Source organism: Prevotellamassilia timonensis, from assembly GCF_900106785.1.
GTDB lineage: Bacteria > Bacteroidota > Bacteroidia > Bacteroidales > Bacteroidaceae > Alloprevotella > Alloprevotella timonensis.
Genome location: NZ_LT629843.1, coordinates 228650 through 253043, shown reverse-complemented (window position 1 = coordinate 253043; position 24394 = coordinate 228650). Strand labels below are relative to the sequence as shown.

Below are 24394 nucleotides of genomic sequence, written 5' to 3'. Positions count from 1 at the left end.
ACAGAGTGCGACTGCTAAGCGCTACCACTAAACGCTAGCTCTAAACGCTACCACCAAACGCTAACTCTAATGGGGGCGACGCGTCTCGCGTCGGGAAAATTGCAATGTTCATACACTAAACAAAGGCTCACAGACAGCAGTAATTACATGCTTGTCTGTGAGCCTTTGTCTTAGTTCCCGACGCGAGACGCGTCGCCCCCATTAGAGGTAGCGTTTGGTGATAGCGTTTAGTGGTAGCGCTTAGTGTTAGCGCTATTCTACGTGCATTGTTCGGTTCCTCAAGTCATGCTCCTCACCAACGGGCATGGCTCGCTATCGCACCACTGTGGCGCGCTCAATGCGAATGTCGTCGAAGGGACGGTTGTTCTCGTCGCGTCCGGCCCACTGAATGAGGTCCGTCACATCGTAGCCCTCCACCACCTGGCCAAACACCGTGTACTGCCCGTCGAGGTGGGGTGCCCCGCCGTAAGTGCGGTATGCCTCCTTGATGGCCGGTGTGAGCTTTACCTGATGGTTGGTGGTGCTGTCAAGGTATTGTTGGGCACGGTCGAGCATGTCGTTGGTAAAGATGCTCCCCGTCACGATGTAAAATTGCGAATATGATGAGGCCTTTGTGGGATTGGTGTCGTCGCCCTCGCGGGCCGCAGCCAAAGCCCCGCGGCAGTGAAAGTGCGTGGGGTAGAGAATTTCGGCCGGCAGAGTGTAAGGTTCTGGCGAGTCGCCAAGCCGCTGGCCTGGTGCGGCATGCCGGCTGGCCGAGTCGCCAGCCTGAATCATAAAGTCGGGAATGACGCGGTGGAAGAGCAAACCATTGTAGTAGCCCTCGCGCACCAATTTCATGAAATGGTCGCGGTGGCGCGGTGTGTCGTTGAACAATTTGACACGAATGTTGCCCTTTGTCGTTTCGAGCAGCACCTCGTGCTCCACCGTGTCGACAGGTGTTTGTGCTTGGGCGCCGAGGCCACACAAGGCGGTGGCCATCACTGCTATGAGGTGGGAAATGCGTTTCATGTGTAATGCTTAAAATTATGGGTCGAGGGGGCGACGGGTCTCGCCGGGATAGAGAAAGGATATACGCACTCTACTTAATAACAGCTGCATCTTTCCCCGACGCGGGACGCGTCGCCCCCATTAGAGCTTGCGTTTCTTCAAGCACCAAGCGCTACCACCAGACGCTACCACGAAACGCTACCACTAATGGGGGCGACGCGTCTCGCGTCGGGATAGAAAAAGGAGAGAAATAAGGCTTTGCAAACTTACCCGTTCACTAATTCCGTCAGCGCGTTAAATCTTGTCCAGCCCTTTTGTAAACTTGAGCCAATAATACTTCAGCGGGTTCTTATATTTCAGCTGTTTCCATGGGCGGCTTTGGTGCGGACGGTGAATGACCGGCAGCGAGGTGAACAGATAATTGTGCAGCCCGTGCTTGAGCGACTCGTGCGATATGGTGACGTCGAACCAGTTCTTTTCGGGATTAAGCTCCGTAAACGCATAAGCGCGCAGTAGGGCCGGTGTGAGCAGCGAGCAGCAAAAACTGCAATGCCGCTTGGTGTCGACAACGCGGTTCTCCATACCCTTGGCATAGAGGTATGGATAGTTGATGTCGCCATTGTCGTCCACCGTAACTGATGCCGCTATGCCACACTGCTCGTGCGCCGTGGCCCCGTCAACTAATCCCTGCAGTGTGTCGGGACGCACAATCACATCGCTCTCGACGATGCATACCCCCGCATCAGCCGCCAGTGCCTCGCGCTGCACCGTTTGCAGCACCAGCAGATAGTTGGGCGAAGGGTGCGACGTGAGGTCGCTCAGGTTGACCAGTCTGAACCCGTAGCGCTTGGCGGCCTCCTCGAGGCGAGCCGTATTCTCGGGTGTTGAAAAGTCGTTGTATACCGTATAGGTGTGGGCTATGCTCAGCTGGCTGGCCATAATGGCCTCGATGGTGAGCAGAGTAGACTCTATGGAGTCCTTAACCGGAGTTATGATGTGTAATTCCTTCATTGCTTGGAGTAGCTCGTTTTAAGTAATGGTACAAAGGTAGTCGTTTTTTATAGAAAAAGACGTACCTTTGCACGAAATAGATAGTGACAAACGTAGGGGTCAGCCCATCGGCCCAGCCCCCGGCGTTTGCAACGCAATAATAAATATAGACACAATGACCGAAAATTATAGTTTGAGCCATTTGAAGGAACTCGAGGCAGAGTCGATTCACATCATACGCGAGGTGGCAGCAGAATTTGAAAATCCCGTAATGCTCTACAGCATAGGCAAGGACTCGAGCGTGATGGTGCGCTTGGCCGAAAAGGCCTTTGCCCCCGGCCGTCCGCCATTCCCCTTGATGCACATCGACTCAAAGTGGAAGTTTAAGGAGATGCTCCAATTCCGCGACTGGTATGCCAAGGAACACGGGTGGAACCTCATTGTGGAGAGCAATATGGAGGCATTCAAAGCCGGTGTGGGCCCGTTTACCCACGGTTCGAAAGTGCACACCGATCTGATGAAGACCCAGGCCCTCAAGGCCGGCCTCGACAAGTACCACTTTGACGCAGCCTTTGGCGGTGCACGCCGCGACGAGGAAAAGAGCCGTGCCAAGGAGCGCATCTTCTCCTTCCGCGACCAGTTTCACCAATGGGACCCCAAGAACCAGCGCCCCGAGTTGTGGGACATCTACAATGCCCGCATTCACAAGGGCGAGAGCATACGCGTGTTCCCGCTCAGCAACTGGACCGAGCTCGACATCTGGCAGTACATACGTTTGGAGAACATACCCATCGTGCCCCTCTACTTTGCCAAGGAGCGTCCGTGCGTAGAGATTGACGGCCAGCTCATCATGCCCGACGACGACCGTCTGCCCGAGCAGTACCGCGACAAGATAGAAATGCGCAAAATACGCTTCCGCACCCTTGGCTGCTGGCCCTTGACCGGTGCCATTGAGAGCGAGGCCGACACCATCGAAAAGATTGTGGAGGAGATGATGACCACCACCAAGAGCGAGCGCACAACCCGTGTGATAGACTTTGACCAGGACGCCTCGATGGAACAGAAAAAGCGCGAGGGATACTTCTAACTCCGCGCCCCCTCTCCCCATTTATATAGCAAACTACCATTACAATGATAGACGCATTTATAATAATAGTAGTGCTGTGGGCCCTGTTTAGCGGTTGGCGCGCCGGCTTTGTAAAGGAGCTTGTGTCGACCGTCGGCACCCTGGCCGGTTTGCTCATAGCTGCCACCTGTTACTCAGCCTTTGGCGAATATCTGGCAGTTAATGGCACAGAAACCAACATGGTGACCAGTATCATAGCCTTCTTCCTGCTATGGATAGCCGTGCCCATTGTGCTTGGTTTCGTGGCCAATGTGCTTACCGCGTCGCTCAAAGGCATGAAACTTGGTATGCCCAACTCCATACTTGGCGCCGCAGTCAGCGCGCTGAAGTATGTCGTTATATTGAGCTGCGTGCTCAATGTGATGCAGAGCCTGCACATACTCAACCAGGAAAAGGCCGAGTCGTCGACACTGCTCGGTCCTGTAACCGGCGCCCTGCGCGCTTGTTTTGATCACGACGATGCGGCTAACGGCGGCCAGCAGGTGCTGCCTGCCGACAGTGCGGCCACAGCCCAGCCCGACACCGTCTGGGTGGACATGACAAAGAAGAAAAACTGACATGGCTAACGACAACGAACTGGTAAGGGAACTTACCGACAAGAAATACGAATACGGTTTTACCACCGACATACATACCGAGGTGATAGAACGCGGACTCAACGAGGACGTGATACGCCTTATTTCGGCCAAGAAGGGTGAACCCGAATGGCTGCTCGACTTCCGCCTCAAGGCATTCCGCTACTGGCAGACACTCGAACAGCCTGACTGGGGGCACGTCAACCTGCCGCAAATTGACTATCAGGCCATATCGTACTATGCCGACCCTACAAAGAAACAAAAGGACGAGGGCAACAAGGAGATTGACCCCGAACTGATGAAAACCTTTGACAAACTTGGCATTCCGCTTGAGGAGCGCATGCAGCTGGCCGGTGTGGCGGTTGATGCCGTGATGGACTCGGTGAGTGTGAAAACCACCTTTAAGGACAAACTGCAGGAGAAGGGCATCATATTCAGCTCCATATCTGAGGCCGTGCGCGAAAATCCCGAATTGGTGCGCAAGTACCTCGGCTCGGTGGTGCCTTATCGCGACAATTACTTTGCAGCGCTCAACAGTGCGGTGTTTTCCGACGGTTCGTTTGTCTACATACCACGTGGCGTGCGCTGCCCGATGGAGTTGTCCACCTATTTCCGCATCAATGCACGCAATACCGGACAGTTTGAACGCACCCTCATTGTGTGCGACGATGGTGGCTATGTGAGCTACCTCGAAGGGTGCACCGCCCCTATGCGCGACGAGAACCAGCTGCACGCCGCCATTGTGGAGATTGTGGTGAACGAAAATGCCGAGGTGAAGTATTCGACCGTGCAAAACTGGTATCCTGGCGACAAGGAGGGCCGTGGCGGTGTGTACAACCTCGTGACCAAGCGTGGCCAGCTGCGCGGCGCCAACTCCAAACTGTCGTGGACGCAGGTCGAGACGGGTTCGGCCATCACCTGGAAGTACCCGTCGTGTGTGCTCATGGGCGACAACTCGCAGGCTGAGTTCTACTCGGTGGCTGTGACGAACAACCACCAGGAGGCTGACACTGGCACAAAAATGATACACATTGGGCGCAATACGCGCAGCACCATCATATCGAAGGGTATTTCGGCCGGCAAGAGCCAAAACTCTTACCGCGGCCTCGTAAAGGTGGGCAGCAAGGCGGCCGGTGCGCGCAATTACTCGTCGTGCGACTCTTTGCTGCTGGGCTCGGAGTGTGGCGCACACACCTTCCCCTACATTGACGTGGCTAACCCAGACTCTACCGTGGAGCACGAGGCTACCACCTCTAAAATATCAGAGGACCAGCTGCTCTACTGCAACCAGCGCGGCATACCTACCGAGGACGCGGTGTCGCTCATTGTGGGCGGCTATGCCAAGGAGGTGATTAACAAACTGCCTATGGAGTTTGCTGTTGAGGCTACCAAACTGCTCAGCGTGTCGCTCGAGGGGAGTGTGGGGTAGTGTGCGCGTTAATATGCTAATATGTTAATGTGCTAATATGCTAATGGGCGGACGCCGTAGGCAACTAATGTATACAAATCATGGTACAGATTTCAAACGGAATAATAACAGCTTCCATCAGTGAGGTGGGGGCCGAAGTGCAAAGCCTGCGCTGCTGTAAGAGCGGGCGCGAGTATATGTGGCACGGCGATGCCAAATGGTGGAACGGCCATTCGCCCATACTCTTCCCCATTGTGGGCGGATTGTGGAACGGCACATGCCGTATCGATGGCGCAGAATTGCAAATAAGCAAACATGGCTTTGTGCGCCGTGCCACTTGGCGCGCCATTGATGTGCAGACAGACCGCGCCACCTTCGAGATATGCAGCACCGTGGGCACATTCAAGGTGTTCCCCTATGCCTTCAGACTCACCGTTACCTACACGCTCGACAACCGCACCCTCAAGGCCGACTTCAGTGTACACAACCCCTCGGGCTGCGACCTGTGGTTCCAGTTAGGCGGTCACCCCGCCATCGTATTGCCCGATTGGGACGAGTCACACACCATAGACGGCTATTTGCAGCTTGAGGGCAACCCAACCCATGTGCTGCGCGCCGGCGAGCAAGGTTGCCTTGAACCTGACACTTACAGTGTGCCGGCTGATGCCGATGGCTTGATACCCATCTCGGTGGAGACATTCAGTCACGAGGCCCTTATCTTTGAAAATCATGAGGTGACAGCGGCCACCGTACTCGACCGCAACCGCCAGCCGGTGGCCCGTGTGGCTTGCAATGCCCCGGCGTGGCTCTTTTGGAGTCCGCAGGGTGTGCACACGCCCTTTGTGTGCTGCGAACCATGGTATGGCTTGTGCGACCACCAGGGTTTCAACGGTCCTGTGAGCGAGCGCCCCTACATCAACTGCGTTCACGGCGGCCAAACTTGGCAGGGAGAATATAGCATATCAGCAATCTGACAGGTAGATTAGCACATTAGCGAGCATGCCAAGCAACACATTGACAACGCATTCGCGCATCAATTTAGTTTCTTTTTTGCCTTTTCGCTTTGCCCATCTCCCGTCATACACTAACTTTGCGGCAAAATCATCAAACAAAACAACACATAACACAGAAATGTTTAAGAAACTCTTATTACTCGTGCTCTTTGTAGCACCTCTGAGCCTCTGCGCTCAAAAGTTTGCACACTTCGACTATGGCACCATCATGCAAGCCATGCCCGAGTTCAAAACAGCACAAGCAAGCATCGAGGCCCTCGGCAAGCAGTACCAGAGCGAAATCGAAGGTATGCAGAAGGAACTCCAAACAAAGGCCGAGAAGTATCAGAAGGAAGATACCGACGCTACTCCCGCCAACATAAAGGAGCGCCATCAGCAGGAACTGCAGGATATGTACCAGCGTTTGCAGCAGGCACAGCAGGACAACACTGAAAAGTTCCAGCAGGAGCAGCAAAAGAAAATGCAGCCCATCATGCAGAAGGTGATGAACGCTGTCAACACAGTGGCACAAGAGGGCGGCTACGTCTATATCATCGACAAAAACGCCTCGCAGCAGGCTGGCATCGTAATCAACGAGACACTTAGCACCGATGTTACTTCGGTAGTAATGAAGAAACTCGGCATCACGGCCTCTGCTACAACAGCCGCACCCGCTGCTAAGAAATAACACATAACAGTCTTACAACAAGACATATAAGCATGATCGGCACGCAGACTTTATGCCTGTGTGCCGATGCTTTTAAGCCCCTAATGCACATGATCACACTACGCAACATACACAAGTCGTTTGGCAAACTCGAGGTGCTCAAGGGCATCGACCTCGACATCGCCCCGCGCGAGGTGGTGAGCATTGTCGGCCCGAGCGGCGCAGGCAAAACCACCCTGCTGCAGATTATGGGCACACTTTACAAGCCCGATGAAGGCACGGTAAACATTGCCGGCTGCGATGTGCTCGCACTCTCGTCAAAAAAACTCTCGCGCTTCCGTGCCGAACACCTGGGCTTCGTGTTCCAGTTCCATCAGCTGCTGCCCGAGTTCAGCGCACTCGAAAATGTGATGATACCCGGCATGATAGCCGACAAACCGCGCACCGAATGCCGCAAACGCGCACTCGAACTGCTCGACTACTTAGGACTGGCCGAGCGTGCACAACACAAACCCGCACAACTCTCGGGCGGCGAAAAACAACGTGTGGCAGTGGCTCGCGCCCTGATGAACAACCCCGATGTCATACTGGCCGACGAGCCGTCGGGCAGCCTCGACACGCACAACAAGCAAGAGTTGCACCAACTCTTCTTCAAACTGCGTGACGAACTGGGACAAACCTTTGTCATCGTCACACACGATGAGGAACTCGCCTCGCTCACCGACCGCACCATTCACTTGCTCGACGGACGCATCAACAGCCAGCCAACCGACGCAACCCCCACAATCACCAACACCCCCAACACAGCCTTATGATAAAACTCGGCCAATACAACACCCTGCGCATTACACGCTTTACCGACCACGGCGCCTACCTCGACGGCGGCACAGTGGGCGAAATACTTATGCCCAAAACCTATGTGGAGCGCAGCATGCGTCCGGGCGACGAGGTAGAGGTGTTTGTCTACCTCGACCAAAGTGAGCGCCTTGTGGGCACACTCGAAACACCCCTGGCGCGTGTGGGCGATTTCGCATTCCTCAAGGTGGCATGGGTCAACGAGTATGGCGCCTTTCTCGACTGGGGCTTGATGAAGGACCTCTTCGTGCCCTTCCGCGAGCAAAAGATGCCCATGCAGCAAGGCCGCAGCTATTTGGTGCACGTGCACGTCGACCCCGAAACCCAGCGCATTGTGGCTTCTGCCAAGGTGGAGCGCTACCTGCAGCCCGCAAGGCCCACCGACTACCACCGCGGACAGGAAGTGGAGGTCATAGTACAGCAAAAAACGCCCCTCGGCTTCAAGGTGGTGGCCGACAACCGCTGTGCGGGACTCATTTACGACAACCAGATATTCGAGGCCGAACCCCATGCCGGCGATGTGCTGTCGGCTACCGTGGTTAATGTGCGCCCCGACGGCAAGCTCGACCTCTCGCTGCAACGCATTGGCAAGGGACGCTTCCGCGATTTTGCCGACCAACTGCTGCACGAACTGCAACAGGCCGGAGGCCGACTGCCCTTTACCGACCGTTCGGCCCCCGAGGATATTCAGCAACGCTTCGGTGTGAGCAAAAAAACCTTCAAGCGCGCCGTGGGCACCCTGTATAAAAAACATGAAATAATATTGACCGACGATGCCATTATGGTTGCTAATAGGTAACGAGCGCGTCGCTATATTAAATAACCTTAATGGGGGGGGTAAAAAGTCGTATAAATACTTGCAACATAACGCATAGTGTATTATCTTTGCACACGTAATGTAATTACAACAGCGGCAGCCCCCATAGTGGGCAGGCCTGCATACTACGATAGTTTTTTCATCTCTATATAAGTTCTGTGAGGTAAATATGCGTTGTGAAACGCGTATTTACCATTTTTTTTTGTGCAAAAGGCCATCAATATCACCCCCTTGTGCGTGGCCGCGTAGCCCGTAACCGCAAAAAATTAGTAACTTTGTACGCCAAATGGGCCGACTGCCCGTTGAAGCGGAACCCCTTAAGTAGGCGTTCATACTGATTGTATAAATAATTGAAGTTTCGGATTTAACAAGGGCGGGCTGAAAGCCCAATGGAGCACTCAGCCCAGGGCAAGCGAAGCGGCACCCTGGGTATCGCGTGTTGGAGCAGTCGCGCCCTGTAAGGGCAAAAGCTTTAACCCTTACAGGCAGGGTGCTCAAAATTAGCATCAATCATTGTTATTGCTGTTCGATGAGGATCTCAAAAGCACGTTTAATGCTTTTGCCCTTTCAGGGCGCGACTGCACTAACACGGGGAACCCAGGGTGCCGCTTCGCTTGCCCTGGGCTGAGTGCTCCATTGGGCTTTCAGCCCGCCCTTGCTAAATCAGAAACTTGAGTAAATAATTTTGAACACCTACTTACCACACAATCATACAACACGATGAGCGACGAAACAAAAGACATGGACAACGAATTGAACGATGCTGCCACTGCACCCCAACAGGGCGCACAGGACGATGCCACAACCGACTATGCCGATGCCACAACGGCCCACTCAGACTATCACCCCGGCGGGGTGAAGGACGACGAGGGCAAGTTGCAACTTACTGGCATGTATCAAAACTGGTTTCTTGACTATGCCTCGTACGTCATACTTGAGCGTGCCGTGCCACACCTTGGCGACGGCCTCAAACCCGTGCAGCGCCGCATTCTGCACTCGATGAAACTGCTCGACGATGGCCGCTACAACAAGGTGGCCAACGTGGTGGGACACACCATGCAGTTCCACCCGCACGGCGATGCCTCAATAGGCGACGCGCTGGTGCAGCTCGGACAAAAAAACCTGCTCATCGACAGCCAGGGCAACTGGGGCAACATACTCACCGGCGACAGTGCAGCCGCACCGCGTTACATCGAGGCACGCTTGTCAAAGTTTGCGCTCGACGTGCTGTTCAACCCCAAAACCACAGAGTGGAAAATGTCGTACGACGGCCGCAAAAAGGAGCCCGTGTCGCTCCCCGTCAAGTTTCCGCTGCTCCTGGCCCAAGGTGCCGAAGGCATTGCCGTAGGATTGTCGGCCAAAATTCTGCCCCACAACTTTGGCGAGCTTTGCGAGGCCGCCATCAAATATCTGCACGGTGAGGAGTTCCACCTCTACCCCGACTTCCAGACGGGCGGCTCCATCGATGTGTCGCGCTACAACGACGGCATGCGTGGCGGAGCCGTCAAGGTGCGTGCCAAGATTGAAAAACTCGACAACAAAACCCTCGTCATTCGCGAGGTGCCCTACGGCAAGACTACAAGCACCCTTATCGACTCCATACTCAAGGCCAACGAAAAGGGTAAAATCAAAATACGCAAGGTGGAGGACAACACCGCCGCCGAGGCCGAAATACACGTACACCTCACCCCCGGCACCTCGAGCGACAAGGCCATCGATGCCCTGTATGCCTTTACCGATTGCGAAACGAGCATCAATCCCAACTGCTGCGTCATCGACGAGAAAAAACCAAAGTTCCTCAGCGTGAGCGATGTGCTGCGCCGTTCGGTGGACCACACGCGCTCGCTGCTCGAAAAGGAACTCATGATACGCCGCGGCGAACTGATGGAAAGCTTGCACTTTGCCTCGCTCGAACGCATATTTATCGAAGAGCGCATCTACAAAGACCGCGCCTTTGAGCAAGCCAAGGACATGGACGCCGCCGTCAGCCACATCGACAGCCGCCTCGAGCCTTACAAACCGCAGTTCTACCGCGAGGTAACGCGCGACGACATCTTACGTCTGATGGAAATCAAGATGGGCCGCATACTCAAGTTTAACAAAGAAAAGGCCAACGAGCTCATTGCCCGCATGAAGGAGGAGGTGGCACGCATCGACCACGACCTGCAAAACATGGTGGAGGTAACCGCCAACTGGTTCCGCCTCATACGCGACAAGTACGCCCACGAACACCCCCGCCGCACCGAAATACGCTCATTCGACAACATTGAGGCCACCAAGGTGATTGAGGCTACCGAAAAACTCTACATCGACCGCGAAAACGGCTTTATGGGCACCAGTCTCAAAAAGGACGAGTTTGTCGAGAACTGCTCGCCCATCGACGATGTCATCATCTTCTACCGCGATGGCACCTACAAGGTGACACGTGTGCAGGACAAAGTGTTCATAGGCGAAACCGAACGCATGAAGGCCGAAAAGAAAAAGAAGGTGGAGGTGGTGCACATAGCCGTGTTTAAGAAAGGCGACAAACGCACCATCTACAATGCCGTCTACCGCGATGGCGCCACCAATGCCTGCTACATCAAGCGCTTTAATGTGACAAGCGTCACCCACGACCGCGAGTACGACCTCACCACCGGTACCCCCGGCAGCAAGATTCTCTACTTTACGGCCAACCCCAATGGCGAGGCCGAAACCATCAAGGTTACCTTCAGGCCCAACCCCAAGCTCAAGCGCATCAGCATGGACCGCGACTTTGGCGAGATACTCGTCAAGGGGCGACAGAGCCGTGGCAACCTGCTCACACGTGTCGATGTGCACAAAATCACGCTCAAGGCCCACGGTGCCTCAACCCTTGGCGGCCGCAAGGTATGGTTCGACCATGATGTGCAGCGACTCAACTACGACGGCCGCGGCCAGTACCTTGGCGAGTTCCACTCCGACGATTACGTGCTCGTCATTTTGCAGAGCGGCCAGTTCTACACCACCAACTTCGACCTCAACAACCACTACGAGCCCACGGGCATACTGCGTGTGGAGAAGTTTGACGAGCACAAGGTGTGGACGGCGGTGCTTTTCGATGCCGACCAGCAGAATTTCCCCTACGTCAAGCGTTTCACTTTAGAGCGCTGCACGCAGGCCCGTCCTCAGAGTTTCCTTGGCGACAATGCTAACTCGCGCTTTGTGCTGCTCACCGACCAGGTATATCCGCGCTTGCTCGTCACCTATGGCGGCGGCGATGCTTTCCGCGACCCCATGGAGCTTGATGTGGAGCCATTCATCGGTGTAAAGAGTTACAAGGCCAAGGGCAAGCGCATCACCACCTGCACGGTCGATAAAATTGAGGAACTCGAACCGTTGCGCTTCCCCGAACCGGCGGAAGCTGGGGCTGATGCCGCCGCGTCCGATGATGATGCCGGCGACACCACCGCCACCAGCGACACCCCGAACGACGCCACGCCCTCGCTTTTCGACGAATTGCCAGATTGACGCAACGCTATCACTAAACGCTACCTCTAATGGGGGCGACGCGTCCCGCGTCGGAAATCAAGTCAAAGGCTCACAGACAGGAGTGTAATTACTGCTGTCAGTGAGCCTTTATTTAGTGTATGAACGTTGCAACTTTCCCGACGCGAGACGCGTCGCCCCCATTAGTGGTAGCGTTTAGTGGTAGCGTTTAGAGATTGCGTTTAGTGGTAGCGTTTAGTGCTTGCGTTTTGTGATAGCGTTTAGAGATTGCGTTTAGAGGTAGCGTTTGGTGCTTGCGTTTTGTGCTTGCGTCCGTTCGCATGTTTTCGTTTCCCCAGACGCAAATCATTGTTACTACACGTTTGCCTGCACTTATCTACACACCGTCTGCCCCCTCATTATACACGGCAGCACCTGTTAGCTTGATTGGTTATACCACTTACGTTTTTCGCCATTGGGGGAGCGATTTTTTGGTTAGAGCAACTGAAAAGTCTACCTCCCGTTATCGTATAACCGCCCTCCCGTACCAGTTTTTCTCCTTTCACCATCGAAAAACACACCTCCCCATAGCACAAACCGCGTCCCCGTCCACTGACGCGCCTTTTTTCCCGAAAATCGAAAAAAATGTATCAAATGTCACTCCATTGAAGCCAAAATCCCCGTTTGATTAACACTTATGCTGAAAAATTTAGTACGTTAACATACTTTTACCCCCCCCCGTTTGGTATTTTGGGAAACGCGCCATATATTTGCAGCACATTTACCGGAGGTGGTGTTATGACCTATTAATACTATCCAACTGGTGCAAAATGCTTCTTATCCTAATGCAGCATAAGAGAATGAAAAAATGCTAACCAATTTATAAGTTAACTGATATGAAGAAAATTACTTTTTTTGCTACATTGCTTGCTATGCTTGTGAGCAGTGTGCAGTCTGCCTTTGCTGATGATGCAAAGTGGACAGGCAAAGGTATCAAGAGCGTAGACGCGGCTGTGACCAGTCTTAGCGACTTGACCGATGGTTACTATTTAGTGCGTAATGCAGGTCACTCTACTTTTTTGCAAGAGCAGGGCAATGGTAACCTTTATCTGTGGAATGCTAATAACTACAGCAGTGATTTGACGAGCATCAATAATGTTTTTAGTGGTAGTGCTACGAACATGAATTCGGTAGTGTATTTGGCTAAGAATTCAGAGGACGGTACGTACACCATGCAATTCAAGTCGGGTAAGTATATGCCTGCGTTTGGTGGTGCTAAAACCTCATCAAATGAAACTGCTACCAAGTTGACTATCGCTATTTATAAAGAGGGCGAACCTTATTTCAATTTCAAGGACGGAAACAACCTTTATGCTAATGGCAAGGGCGGTAACTACCAGGGTCAAGGCAATGGTGATGGTAATTTTGTAGGTTGGAAAGATCCTTCAGATAAAAACGGCAACAGTTCTTACCAATTCTACAAGCTGACACTCGATGATGCCTATACGGTAAATTACAAATACACTGTTGACGGTCACGTGGTGTTGGCAGTGAATGGTGCCTCAAAAGTTAAAGGCTCAGCACCAAGTGCCGATGCATACCCTTGCCTTACCATCACTGGCTATGACAAGCAGACCATTACCGAGAGCGGTGATGTGGTTGTAAATTGCACCATGGCCCTTCCCGTTGAGGCTTCGACTGCGGCTGCTCCTAAATGGTATGCAGTGAGACTGCACAATGGCAAACGCATGATAGTGGCAGACGCTGCAAATTCAGAGGTGGCTTGCAATGATGTAGAACTTAGTCTTCCCGAACTGCCCGATGCCAACCAGTGGGCTTTTGTGGGTGACGATTTGCTCACTTCTTTCAAACTCTACAACAAGGGTACACAAAAGTATCTTAAGACCTCGGCACAGGACGCAATTTCTACTTTGGTAGATGAGGCCGATGCTACGGCGTTCCATGTAATGGCAACCCGAATTCAGGGTATGGAAAATGGTTTCTGCATCTCAAATGGTTCATGGTATCTGAATTTCCAAAATCCTGAAGGCTCTAATAAGCCTGGTGTGTATGGTTGGGGTGACAATGACCAAGGCTCAACTTGCACAGTTTACGCCCCCGAAAGTTTCCCCTTGAATTATGCAGCTCCGTACGTAAATGTACCTGAAGGTGCAATAGGTGGTCCTCAGTATCTTGAAACAAAGGGTAACCTTATTGCACTTAAAGCTGCTTATAATGCAGTAGAGGCTGGTGCTACAGACGAAAATGTGCAGAAGCTCGTTGATATTAACAAGCAGATTGCAGCTTCGCCAGCGGGTACAACTTTGACCGAGGGTTACTATCGCCTTGTTAACCGTCAATACAATCAGTACCTGCATATCAATGGCAATAACATGAACCTGCAGAATGGCAAGGAAAAGGCTATTGGTTCGGTAGTATACTTCAAGTCTGTCGGCGACAATCAGTACAGCATGATGATTGAGGGCAAGTATCTGGGTAAGGTAACAAAAAGCCAAGCTATCAATTTGGTGGACGAGGCTGACAAGGGTACCTTCAGTGTAACTTCTTCAAACTTCATCACTTTGTTGCAAGACGTAAGCGTAGAAAATGAAAAGAACTTCCACTACATTCACGTAAATGGCAGCGCATTAGGTTGGGAAGCTTCTGCTCCCGCCAGCCAGTGGTACGCTTTCCCCGCTACTGATGTGGAAATTGACATGACTGCTCAGGGTGACAACACATACGCTTCGGCTTATCTTCCTTTCAGCGTAAGCGCAGTTGACGGCGCTACTGCCTATGTGGGTGCACTCAATGCAGATAAGACTGCCATCGACATGAAGGGTGTGAGCGGTGTTCCTGCCAACACTGGTTTTGTACTTGTGGGTAATGGTAACAAGGCTACTCTTACTATCGGTAATGCTGCTGCCATTGAGGGTGTAAATGCTCTGACTGGTACTAACACTGGCGTTACATTTGCAGATGCCACACCTCGTGCCAACTACCTCGTGTTTGGTGTGAATAATGACAAGGTGGGCTTCTACACTCCTTCAAATAGTGTCCCCGCTATTCCTGCCAACAAGGCTTACATCAACGCAAGCGAACTCTCTAACCAAGCTATTGCCCTCAACTTTGGCAATACTGTAACTGGCATCAACGCTGCTACTCTCGTCAAGGGTGAGAACAATGCTCCCATCTACGACCTCAGCGGTCGCCGCGTATGGGCTCCTGTTAAGGGTGGTCTTTACATTCAGAATGGCAAAAAAATTATCAAGTAAACCTTTCACGCATTCATTATAACAAGTATAACAATGAAAAAGACTTATAACAAGCCACAGGCACAGGTGGTAAATCTTTATGGCGAGGACGTAATGACTAGCACTTCTCCTGTTTATGACGTTGACGCTACAAAGGAAACCAACGTGGTAATGTCTGATAGCAAGGGTTGGAACAGCGATAGCTGGACCGCCGACGAAGACTAATCTCACCGTGTGAGGTGTATAGAATGACATTCTCACATGCACACAAACATAAAGGCCGGAGGTAAGCGGCGCAATAACAGTCCTTACGCTCCAGGCCTTTATTCCCACTTGCGGGGGAGTAGGTAGCCCCCGCGAGTTTAAGTTAATGTAATTTTTTTTATTTGGAGAGCCGTTCGAAGTGATTCGCGCGGCTCTTTTTTGATGGGTGCTTAGAGTGACAGGAGGTGCATGGCCAGGTGTCAGCACAAGCTGTTCAAACAGATGCAAGTGCTTGCTCAAGCAGCGGGGCGTAAGGTTTATTCGCAATCGACCAAATGTCGCAATTTGTAGACGAATGTGCGTATTTTAGAGCCTTTCAGAGATGATGGAGTTGCTTGTTGGCCGCTAACGCGGTAAACAAAAGGACATAAGGACATAAGAACAGAAGATATTACGTTTGTGTTAGCCGCTTAGCGCGGAAAACATAAGGAACATAGGTTTTCATAAGATACATATAAGGCCGCTGCGCGGCTGACGGCCACGGACTAACGTCCGGGTGGTCTCAAGAGACATAAGGGCTGACGCCGTAGCGGGACTTGGCAGCCGCTAACGCGGCAAACAGAAGAACATAAGGACAGAAGGACAGAAGGCGTTTGTGTTAGCCACTTAGCGCGGAAAACATAAGGAACATAAGTTTTCATAAGATACACATAAGGCCGCTGCGCGGCTGACGGCCACGGACTAACGTCCGGGTGGCCTCAAGAGACATAAGGGCTGACGCCGTAGCGGGACTTGGCAGCCGCTAACGCGGCAAACAGAAGAACATAAGGACATAAGGACATAAGGGCTGACGCCGTTGTATTACATATTGTAACGCTACGGCGTCAGCCCTTATGTTTCTTGAGGCCACCCGGACGTTAGTCCGTGGCCGTTAGCCGCGCAGCGGCCTTATATGTTACTTATGTAGCTTATGTTCTTATGTTCCCGCGGTAAGCGGCTAACACAAACGTCATATCTTATGTTCTTCTGTCCTTCTGTTCTTATGTTTACCGCGTTAGCGGCTGCCAGAGCACACCTCGGCAATAAAAACAAGCGAGCTTGTTTTGTATTGCACTCGGTTTGCACTATCTTTTGATAAGATAGGCTGCACCTCGGAATAAAGTTCAAGCAAGCTTGACTTTATTCGCTCGGTTTGCACTATCTTTTGATAAGATAGGTTGCACCTCGGCAATAAAAACAAGCGAGCTTGTTTTGTATTGCACTCGGTTTGCACTATCTTTGCACAAGTGAGTTATAATGACCTAATTTTGAATACACGCTTATGATAGACCATATAATAAATACCGCCCTGCGTGCAGGCCGAGCCATCATGCAGATATATACCCACCCCGACCTCGACTGGCAGGTGGAACGCAAAGCCGATAATTCGCCACTGACACTGGCCGACCGCGAGTCGCACCGTGTTATAGCTGAGGCCCTGGAGTCGAGTCCGTACCCCCTGCTCAGCGAGGAGGGCGCACACTTGCCCTACGACGAGCGTAAAGACTGGCGCACGCTGTGGATAGTGGACCCCCTCGACGGTACAAAGGAATTCTTAAAGCGCAACGACGAGTTTACGGTGAACATTGCCTTGGTAACTGATGGTGTACCCGTGCTTGGCGTGATCTATGTACCTGCCAAAAACCGCCTGTTCTGGGGCGAGAAAGGACAGGGCGCCTTTACAGCTGAGGTAGAACCAGAAACGCTCCATGTGGGCGAGGCCGAAGCTTTACCCCTAAAAGGGGCCGACACGGGCCGTCCTTATCGCGTGGTAGCTTCGCGCTCGCACCTTTCTGCCGAGACAGAATCATTCATCAACGACCTGCGCCGCTATCACCCCGACCTTGAATTGGTAAGTGCCGGTTCGTCGCTCAAACTCTGTCTCGTGGCCGAGGGCAAGGCTGACATCTATCCGCGTTTGGCCCCCACCATGGAGTGGGACACCGCTGCCGGACATGCCATAGCCCTGGCGGCCGGTTGCCAGGTGCTCGACGCACAAACCGACTTGCCCCTTACCTATAATAAGGAAGACCTGCACAACCCCTGGTTTGTGGTGAAGTAGGTTATGAGGTTATGGGGTTATGAGGTTAAAAAGTAACCTTTACTCAAGTTCCGGATTTAGCAAGCGCGGGCTGAAAGCCCAAGTATTTACTTAGCCCAGGGCAAGCGAAGCGGCACCCTGGGTTGATATGAAAGCAAAAGTTACGCCCTGTAAGGGCAGAAGTAACAGAGCTTTTTTACTTTTGCCCTTACAGGGCGCAATTGCTTCAACACGCGATACCCAGGGTGCCGCTTCGCTTGCCCTGGGCTAAGTAAATACTTGGGCCTTCAGCCCGCCCTTGTTAAATCCAAAACTTGAGTAACTTTTATCTTCATAAGCTGCGCCTCGGCCGCCCATTACCTCATTACCCCATTACCATATTGCCATATTAGCACATTAACATATTAGCATCTTCACATTGCACGCACTATTTGTAATAATCGTATTGTTCTTTGTCATCACAGCATTGATAAAGGACAGAATGCGTCCGGGATTGATACTCTTCTCGGGCGCCGTAGTGTTCATGTGTGCCGGCATATTGTCGCCCAAAGAACTACTCGAAGGCTTTGCCAACAAAGGCATGATAACCGTTGCCATGCTCTTCCTTGTGAGTGAAGGCGTGCGCCGGTCAGGTTTGCTCGAAGCACTCCTGCGTCGTTTGCTGCCACACCAGCAAGGCGCAGGCGAGCGGCAAGTGCAAGCACGCATGCTGCCGGTGATAGCCTTTATATCAGCCTTTCTCAACAACACCCCCGTGGTAGTGATATTCGCCCCCATGATAAAACGTTGGGCCGAAAAGTATGGCGTGGCCGCCACCAAACTGCTCATACCCCTGTCGTATGCCACCATATTAGGCGGAGTGTGTACACTCATAGGTACCAGCACCAATCTTGTGGTGCATGGCATGGTGATAGATGCCGGCTACGGCGGGTTCAGCATGTTTGAGCTTGGCAAGGTCGGCATCATCATAGCCGCAGCAGGGTTGCTTTACATCTGGGCCTTCTCGTCGAAGTTGCTCCCCGCAGCCCGCACCGACCGCAACGAAGAGACGCAGCCCAGCGAGTTGGGCCGCGGTCTGCACCGCATCGAGGTGGTGCTCGGTGCCCGCTTTCCCGCTATCAACCGCCGCATCATCGACTTCGACTTCAAGCGCAAGTATGGTGCCGACATATTAGAGCTCAAGCGCGGCGGTGTGACCATGATTATGCACGACATGCGCCGCGAACGCTTTCACGAAGGCGACACCCTTGTGCTACTGGCCGACAATGACTTTATGCAGAACTGGGGCGACTCGTCATTCTTCCTCATGGTGTCGAATGGCAAAGAGACCGACTACAAAATGCCCCGTTGGAAGTGCTGGCTGTCGGTACTCCTCCTCTTCCTGATGATAGTGGGCGCCACAGTCGGCGAGTTGCCCGCAGTGCGCCAGGCCGCTCCGCGCATGCACCTTGACATGTTCTTCTTTGTCAGCGTTGTTACAGTTATCATGGCCTGGCTCAACATATTTCCGGCCCGAAAGTATACCAAATTCATATCGTGGGACATACTCATCACCATAGCCTCGGCCTTTGCCATAAGCCGCGCCATGCAAAACTCCGGCATGGCCGACCTCGTGGCACAGTTTGCCGTAGGATTGAGCCACAGCTGCAGTCCCGTGGTGTTGCTCGCCGTGGTGTTTGTCATTACCAATGTGTTTACCGAACTCATGACCAACAATGCTGCCGCCGCGCTCGCCTTTCCGCTGTCGTTGAGCATTGCGCAGCACATGGACGTAAGTCCCATTCCCTTTTTCGTAACCATCTGCATGGCCGCATCGGCCAGTTTCAGCACCCCCATTGGCTACCAGACAAACTTGATAGTGCAGGGTGTGGGCAACTACCGTTTTGCCGATTTTGTGCGTATCGGACTGCCGCTTAACATCATATCGCTCATCATTACCGTGCTCGTGGTGCCGCTGCTTTGGCCGTTCTAACAGGCCGTTTGCGCGCAAATGTTGCATTCGTGCGTACAAATGTTGCATGAGTACGCATTTACGCATCAATGCAACATATGTGTAAAGGGTAGGGCGGGGTGTCGTTGTATCTTTGCATCGTGAAAATGAGACAAGTAGCCGGTGCGCTTGTGCTACACAACAAAGCACGCGTGGCCAGACACACTCTCTCCATTGACCAACACAAAAACGCAAAGGAACTACGACACACACGACTAAACTTCATACCACGGTATGGCCCCTGCGTGTAACACACAAAAGCAGTAGCGTGCGACTTGTTTACGTTTTCATTAAAACTCGAAAGTAATGCGGATTGATCCTTACAAAGGTTGCTATCTCAAGTCTGCGAAGATGACAAGATAAAAGCTGGGTCAATTCATTTCTCATAGATAGGTTAGGTTAAATACTCGGGTAAAAAGGTTGTTAAGGAAAGAAGATAAGGGTGCGTAGAGTCATTTCCCGAGTAGTGACTGCGCTGCCCGACATATAACGGCTCCGACGACGTGATGTTGTCGGAGCCGTTTTGTATTATCTAAGCACGGGGGCGCCATCGTGCTGGAACTGGTTGCCGGCACTGTCCGGTAAAACCATTCTGATATTATAGCTCACGGATCACACCGATTGCACGGATTTTTTCGCTCATGCAACGTGCTTTAGCACCACAGAGATGACGGATTTGACGGATTTTGTGAGCATTGCATGCTCACTTCGCCATTAGCTCGTTGCTGCGACTAGGTACCTTACTACATAATCTGTGCTAACGTATTTCGCCATGGGTACGTTACGGGCCAATAGCGAAGTGAGCATGCAATGCTCACAAAATCCGTAAAATCTGTCATCTCCATGGTGCTAAAGCACGTTGCGTGAGCGAAAGAATCCGTGCAATCGGTGCGATCCGTGAGTTATAATATCAGAATGGTTCAACCGGACAGCAATAGTATCACATAAGCGCGGGGGGCGCCATCGTGCAGGAACTGGTTGTCGGCAATAATTTTACGACAATCCCAATAATGCTTTCAACTCATCAATGCGACAGTTCATACTTTGCGCTATAACCTCCAAGGACACGCCATTGTGGTACATTGCTTGTGCCATTGAACGTATCTGCGCATTGGCATCTGATAGCTGCGAATTTACATCTGATAGCTGCGAATTTACATCTGATAGCTGTGCGTCCAAATCCGACAGTTTTGCCTTTGCTTCCATCAGCAGTGTGTCACGATCCTCGATAGCTGAGAAATATTCGTCCTCGTCGTTCATTTCCTGTCGCAAATCGGCATTCATGGTGGCAAGGCCCAAACGGTGGAGCAAGTGCATCATGTCGGGGTCGTCTTCGTACAATTTGCCGTCAAGGTTGATAACGTGCTGGTTTTTGTCCGCTACCAGTGTTTGGTCGAACACGCTCAACACCTTGTCGAGGCGGTTGTTGATTTTGCCATGCAGCAAAGGTATCTGCACAATAATGCTGTCGTGTGTGAGACTGTTGATAAAGGGGTCCGTGTCGCAGTTTGCCACCTCGCGGCCATCATAGTCAAAAGCCTTGTGATTAACGTACACCACAGGCTCTTCGATGTCGCCCACACGGTGGCCAAGCAGATACACGGCCACCATGGGCATGGCGTAGCATCGCTGCTCTTCTTCCTTCAGCATGTTTTCCTCGGCATTGTATTGGGCTGCCAGGTAACGGCGGAAGCGCAGAGTTTCGGTGTTGAGCCAAGTCTTTTGCAACTCTATCAATATCAAGCGCTCTGAGCCGTCGCTCTCGCGCACCTTTGCGGCGAAATCTATTCTGAACATCGACAAATTGTCACGTGTGACATTGGGGTGCTCATGGCGCCGCATCTCAACAGTAAGTACCTCCTTCTTGAGCAAGGCCGAGAGTACGGTGCGGGCTATGCGTTCATCTTCCATCATGAATTTGAACACAGAATCGTATATGGGGTTGGCTACTGTTATTTTCATAATTACTTTACGCTTTGGCGAAATTAGTAAATGAGTGGACAAGCTAACGGGTTAACAGGTTGACGGGTAATGAATCTGTAAACTTGTTACCCCGTTAACTTATTATGGTAGGACACGGTCTGGCCCTTATTCACGCCCGTGTATTCAGCGAATGGCGCTGAGCATGTTGGCTAGTCCGTCGGCCGCCTGCTGCAGGGGTTTGGCAACCATGCCCTTCATGAAGAAGTTTACCTCGGCACCCACGGTGACGCGCAGTTTGCAGGCCATGTCACCATGCGGCAACAGTTGTATCCACACATAGAGCTGCACGGGCGAGCCTTCTGAGGCGAACTTGATGCACTTGGGCTCCTCGCGCTCTACCACGCGCAGGGTGATATTGCCCATGGGCGAACTGATGTGCAGGGCATCGGTTTCGAATGTAAGGCCCTCGGCATACTTTTGCAAATCGCCTAATTTGTCGGCCGGCACTTGCTGGCTGATGCGTTGCTGCACTTCGGGATTGCTCAAGGCCTCCTTGATGGCGGCCAAATTGTTGAGATCGGCAAAGCGGCTGAACACCACTGCCTGATTTTGCGGTACGAGCTTTACTTCGCTCTCAAATTTTGCTAATGACATATTAGGGAGTTAGGGGGTTAATGGGTTTGAGGGTTAATGGGTTAGGGGGCAACTTGGTCAAGTTCTCACTTTCCTTTCCCTTTTGTCTTTACCACAATAAATAGTAAAAGACATGCTTACTTGTCAACCCGTCAATCATTCAACAGATATTTACTTGCCCAAGCGTGTGAGCATTTCGGCGGCAGCCCGTTGTGGTGCGCCAGGCTGTCCGAGACGTTTTGCCACATCGGCATATCCCTGCAGCTGGGCTTGGCGCACAGGGGATTTGTCGTCCAACAACTGAGTGAGATGTGCACGGAGAGCCGTTACGTTCATGCCATCTGCCACCAATTCGGGCACTACCTCGCGTCCGGCTATAAGGTTGACCAACGAGATGTAGGGCACCTTGAGGAAATAGGGGCGCACACGCGATATGAACCAGCCGCAACGCATGTAGTAACACACTACCTGCGGCACACGGAACAGTGCTGTTTCGAGTGTGGCGGTGCCGCTCGTAACGAGGGCGACCTGTGCATGCGAGAGCAGCTCGTAGGTGCGGCCGCTGACCAGTTGCACATTGTCGGGAGTAATGTCTGCGGCGTGCATGATGTCTTGATAAAACGCTGGTTCGACGCCCGGAGCCATGGCTACCACAATATGATGGGTCGAAGCCCAGGGGCGCACAGCGCACAGCATGCGGCTGAGGTTGTCGGTTATCTCCTGCCGGCGCGAGCCAGGCAGCAGGGCAATGGTGCGGCCGTCGGGCACGGGGGTGCCATGCGTGTGGCAGTAGGCTGACACCTCGTCCACAGTGGGATTGCCCACATATGATATGGGATAATGGTGCTTGCGCTCAAAAAAGTCGACCTCGAAGGGGAGTATCGAGAACAAGCGGTCGACATCGCGGCGTATGGCATTGATGCGGTGTTCCTTCCAAGCCCATATTTTGGGTGATATGTAGTAGAACACAGGACAAATGGCGCGCTGTTTGACATAGCGTGCCATTTTGAGGTTAAAACTCGGGTAGTCCACCAATATCAGCGCATCGGGCTGCCATGCTTCAATTTCGCGCTTGCAACGGGCCATGCCGCGCAGAATGGTGCGCAGGTGCAAGGCCACTTGCACAAATCCCATGTAGGCCAGTTGGCGATAGTGGCACAAGAGGGTGCCGCCCTCGGCCTGCATCTGTTCGCCGCCATAATAGCGGAACTCGGCACCGGGGCAATGCTGCTTGATGGCACGCATGAGGTGGGCTGCGTGCAGGTCGCCACTGGCCTCGCCGGCTATGATGAAGAATTTCATTGACTGTTTGCTCATTGCATTATATTACGCGTTGGCGGAGTTAGTTGACGGGGTGATGGGTAAGATGGTTGATGGGGGGGCTAGCTGGTTGACGAGTGAGTTTGTCAGTTTCTTACGATTCTTTGCTTTCTGTCCTTAATACTGTAAATTATGCAGAACATACTTATCTGTAAACTCGTCGGCCCGTCATCACAGCACCTCTCTCAGCACGTCAACCAGTTCGCGGGCGGTGACGTCGAGTTGCGTGGGTGTGACGGCCACATAGTTGTGAGCCAGTGCCCAGCGGTCGGTGTCGGTGGCTTCAGGCTCGAGTTCCTTGCAGTCGCCAACCAGCCAATAGTAGTCGCCGCCATAGGGGTGGGTGCGGTGTTCCACCTCGTTTTGCCAGCGTGAATGGGCCATGCGGCACACTTTGATGCCCTTGAACTTGTCGGCTTTCGGGAAATTGATGTTTAAGCACGTAAGTTCGGGCAGCCCTACGGCAATGGCCTTGAACATGAAGTCGACCAAATAAGGGCGCAAGGGTTCGAAATCGGCGTCCATGCTGTGGTCGCACAACGAGAAAGCCACAGCGGGATAGCCCTGCAGCGCACCCTCGGTGGCCACGCCCATTGTGCCCGAATAGTGGGCATTGACCGACGAATTGTCGCCATGGTTAATGCCGCCTATCACGAGGTCGAATTTGCGGTCGTTGAACAGGTTGAGCGCCATCTTCACACAGTCGGTCGGGGTGCCTGAGCAAGCGCATACGGTGAGGCCCTCCTCCTGTCGCAACACCTTGTAGGTGAGCGGTCGCGACGAGGTGATGGAACAGCTGAAGCCCGAACGGGCCGAATCGGGGGCCATGACGAGCATGTCGGCATAGGGACGCAGGGCTTCGATAAGGAAATTGATGCCTGGCGCGTCGACGCCGTCGTCATTGGATATGAGCAGATATGGACGCATTGTAAACAAAGGTTTCAGAATGATTTGTATGCCACACAGCGGCAACGGCTGTTGCCACCGTGCCGCTTATCTTGTGCAAAGATAGTGCAAGGTGAGTGCAGGACATCAAGTATACTTGAATGTTATGCCGAGCCGCAGCTTATCTTATGCAAAAGTACGAAAAATAGCTAATGGTTGGAGGAGTTCGCTGTTTTTT

18 protein-coding genes are annotated in these 24394 nt (G+C 52.6%); 12 read left to right on the top strand and 6 right to left on the bottom strand.

Going from position 1 to position 24394, the window contains the following annotated elements; genetic code table 11:
- Positions 1–312: 312 nt before the first annotated feature.
- Entirely contained in the window at positions 313–1011 is a 699-nt protein-coding gene (locus BQ5453_RS05100) for a peptidylprolyl isomerase (RefSeq protein WP_022103123.1), read from the bottom strand.
- A 273-nt stretch (positions 1012–1284) separates the two neighbouring features.
- A complete protein-coding gene (locus tag BQ5453_RS05095; RefSeq protein WP_071122381.1) occupies positions 1285–2001 on the bottom strand; it encodes a glycosyltransferase family 2 protein in 717 nt (238 codons plus the stop codon).
- A 154-nt stretch (positions 2002–2155) separates the two neighbouring features.
- Between BQ5453_RS05095 and cysD the strand changes: the two genes are divergently transcribed.
- The 12 genes from cysD (at position 2156) to BQ5453_RS05040 (ending at position 19377) form a co-directional block, all read left to right on the top strand.
- Positions 2156–3067, top strand: coding sequence for a sulfate adenylyltransferase subunit CysD (gene cysD, locus BQ5453_RS05090; RefSeq protein ID WP_071122380.1), 912 nt, complete (start codon positions 2156–2158; stop codon positions 3065–3067).
- Positions 3068–3111: 44 nt separating this feature from the next.
- Complete coding sequence (locus tag BQ5453_RS05085) at positions 3112–3663, top strand: CvpA family protein (RefSeq protein WP_071122379.1); 552 nt, start codon at positions 3112–3114, stop codon at positions 3661–3663.
- A 1-nt stretch (position 3664) separates the two neighbouring features.
- A complete protein-coding gene (gene sufB, locus BQ5453_RS05080; protein ID WP_022103127.1) occupies positions 3665–5110 on the top strand; it encodes a Fe-S cluster assembly protein SufB in 1446 nt (481 codons plus the stop codon).
- Positions 5111–5190: 80 nt separating this feature from the next.
- Entirely contained in the window at positions 5191–6063 is an 873-nt protein-coding gene (locus BQ5453_RS05075) for an aldose 1-epimerase family protein (protein ID WP_071122378.1), read from the top strand.
- A gap of 157 nt (positions 6064–6220) precedes the next feature.
- On the top strand, positions 6221–6769 hold the full coding sequence (locus BQ5453_RS05070; RefSeq protein ID WP_022103129.1) for an OmpH family outer membrane protein: 549 nt from the start codon (positions 6221–6223) through the stop codon (positions 6767–6769).
- Positions 6770–6858: 89 nt separating this feature from the next.
- Positions 6859–7563 (top strand): ABC transporter ATP-binding protein, encoded by a 705-nt coding sequence (locus BQ5453_RS05065; protein ID WP_071122425.1) that lies wholly within the window; start codon positions 6859–6861, stop codon positions 7561–7563.
- Positions 7560–8402, top strand: coding sequence for a CvfB family protein (locus BQ5453_RS05060; RefSeq protein ID WP_022103131.1), 843 nt, complete (start codon positions 7560–7562; stop codon positions 8400–8402). The genes BQ5453_RS05065 and BQ5453_RS05060 overlap by 4 nt, the downstream gene beginning before the upstream one ends.
- Positions 8403–9140: 738 nt before the next feature.
- Positions 9141–11909, top strand: a complete 2769-nt coding sequence (locus BQ5453_RS05055) for a DNA gyrase/topoisomerase IV subunit A (RefSeq protein WP_083361127.1) — start codon at positions 9141–9143, stop codon at positions 11907–11909.
- 854 nt (positions 11910–12763) lie between these two features.
- The gene (locus BQ5453_RS05050; protein ID WP_071122377.1) at positions 12764–15142 is read left to right on the top strand and encodes a hypothetical protein; all 2379 of its coding nucleotides are present in this window, start codon (positions 12764–12766) and stop codon (positions 15140–15142) included.
- Positions 15143–15175: 33 nt separating this feature from the next.
- Positions 15176–15346 carry a hypothetical protein gene (locus BQ5453_RS14330; protein WP_154668738.1) on the top strand — a complete coding sequence of 57 codons (171 nt, stop codon included), beginning with the start codon at positions 15176–15178 and terminating at the stop codon, positions 15344–15346.
- A gap of 1300 nt (positions 15347–16646) precedes the next feature.
- Positions 16647–17426 (top strand): 3'(2'),5'-bisphosphate nucleotidase CysQ, encoded by a 780-nt coding sequence (gene cysQ, locus BQ5453_RS05045; protein ID WP_022101655.1) that lies wholly within the window; start codon positions 16647–16649, stop codon positions 17424–17426.
- 388 nt (positions 17427–17814) lie between these two features.
- Positions 17815–19377 carry an SLC13 family permease gene (locus tag BQ5453_RS05040; protein WP_143033299.1) on the top strand — a complete coding sequence of 521 codons (1563 nt, stop codon included), beginning with the start codon at positions 17815–17817 and terminating at the stop codon, positions 19375–19377.
- Between the two features lie 1011 nt (positions 19378–20388).
- On the opposite strand, the gene BQ5453_RS05035 is transcribed toward BQ5453_RS05040, so the two are convergent.
- The 4 genes from BQ5453_RS05035 to surE all read right to left on the bottom strand — a co-directional run bounded on the left by BQ5453_RS05035 (position 20389) and on the right by surE (position 24198).
- The gene (locus BQ5453_RS05035) at positions 20389–21357 is read right to left on the bottom strand and encodes a coiled-coil domain-containing protein (RefSeq protein WP_071122375.1); all 969 of its coding nucleotides are present in this window, start codon (positions 21355–21357) and stop codon (positions 20389–20391) included.
- Positions 21358–21501: 144 nt separating this feature from the next.
- Complete coding sequence (locus BQ5453_RS05030) at positions 21502–21972, bottom strand: hypothetical protein (protein WP_022102010.1); 471 nt, start codon at positions 21970–21972, stop codon at positions 21502–21504.
- A gap of 150 nt (positions 21973–22122) precedes the next feature.
- Complete coding sequence (gene lpxB, locus BQ5453_RS05025; RefSeq protein ID WP_071122423.1) at positions 22123–23253, bottom strand: lipid-A-disaccharide synthase; 1131 nt, start codon at positions 23251–23253, stop codon at positions 22123–22125.
- Between the two features lie 189 nt (positions 23254–23442).
- Positions 23443–24198, bottom strand: a complete 756-nt coding sequence (surE, locus tag BQ5453_RS05020) for a 5'/3'-nucleotidase SurE (RefSeq protein ID WP_071122422.1) — start codon at positions 24196–24198, stop codon at positions 23443–23445.
- Positions 24199–24394 lie beyond the last annotated feature (196 nt).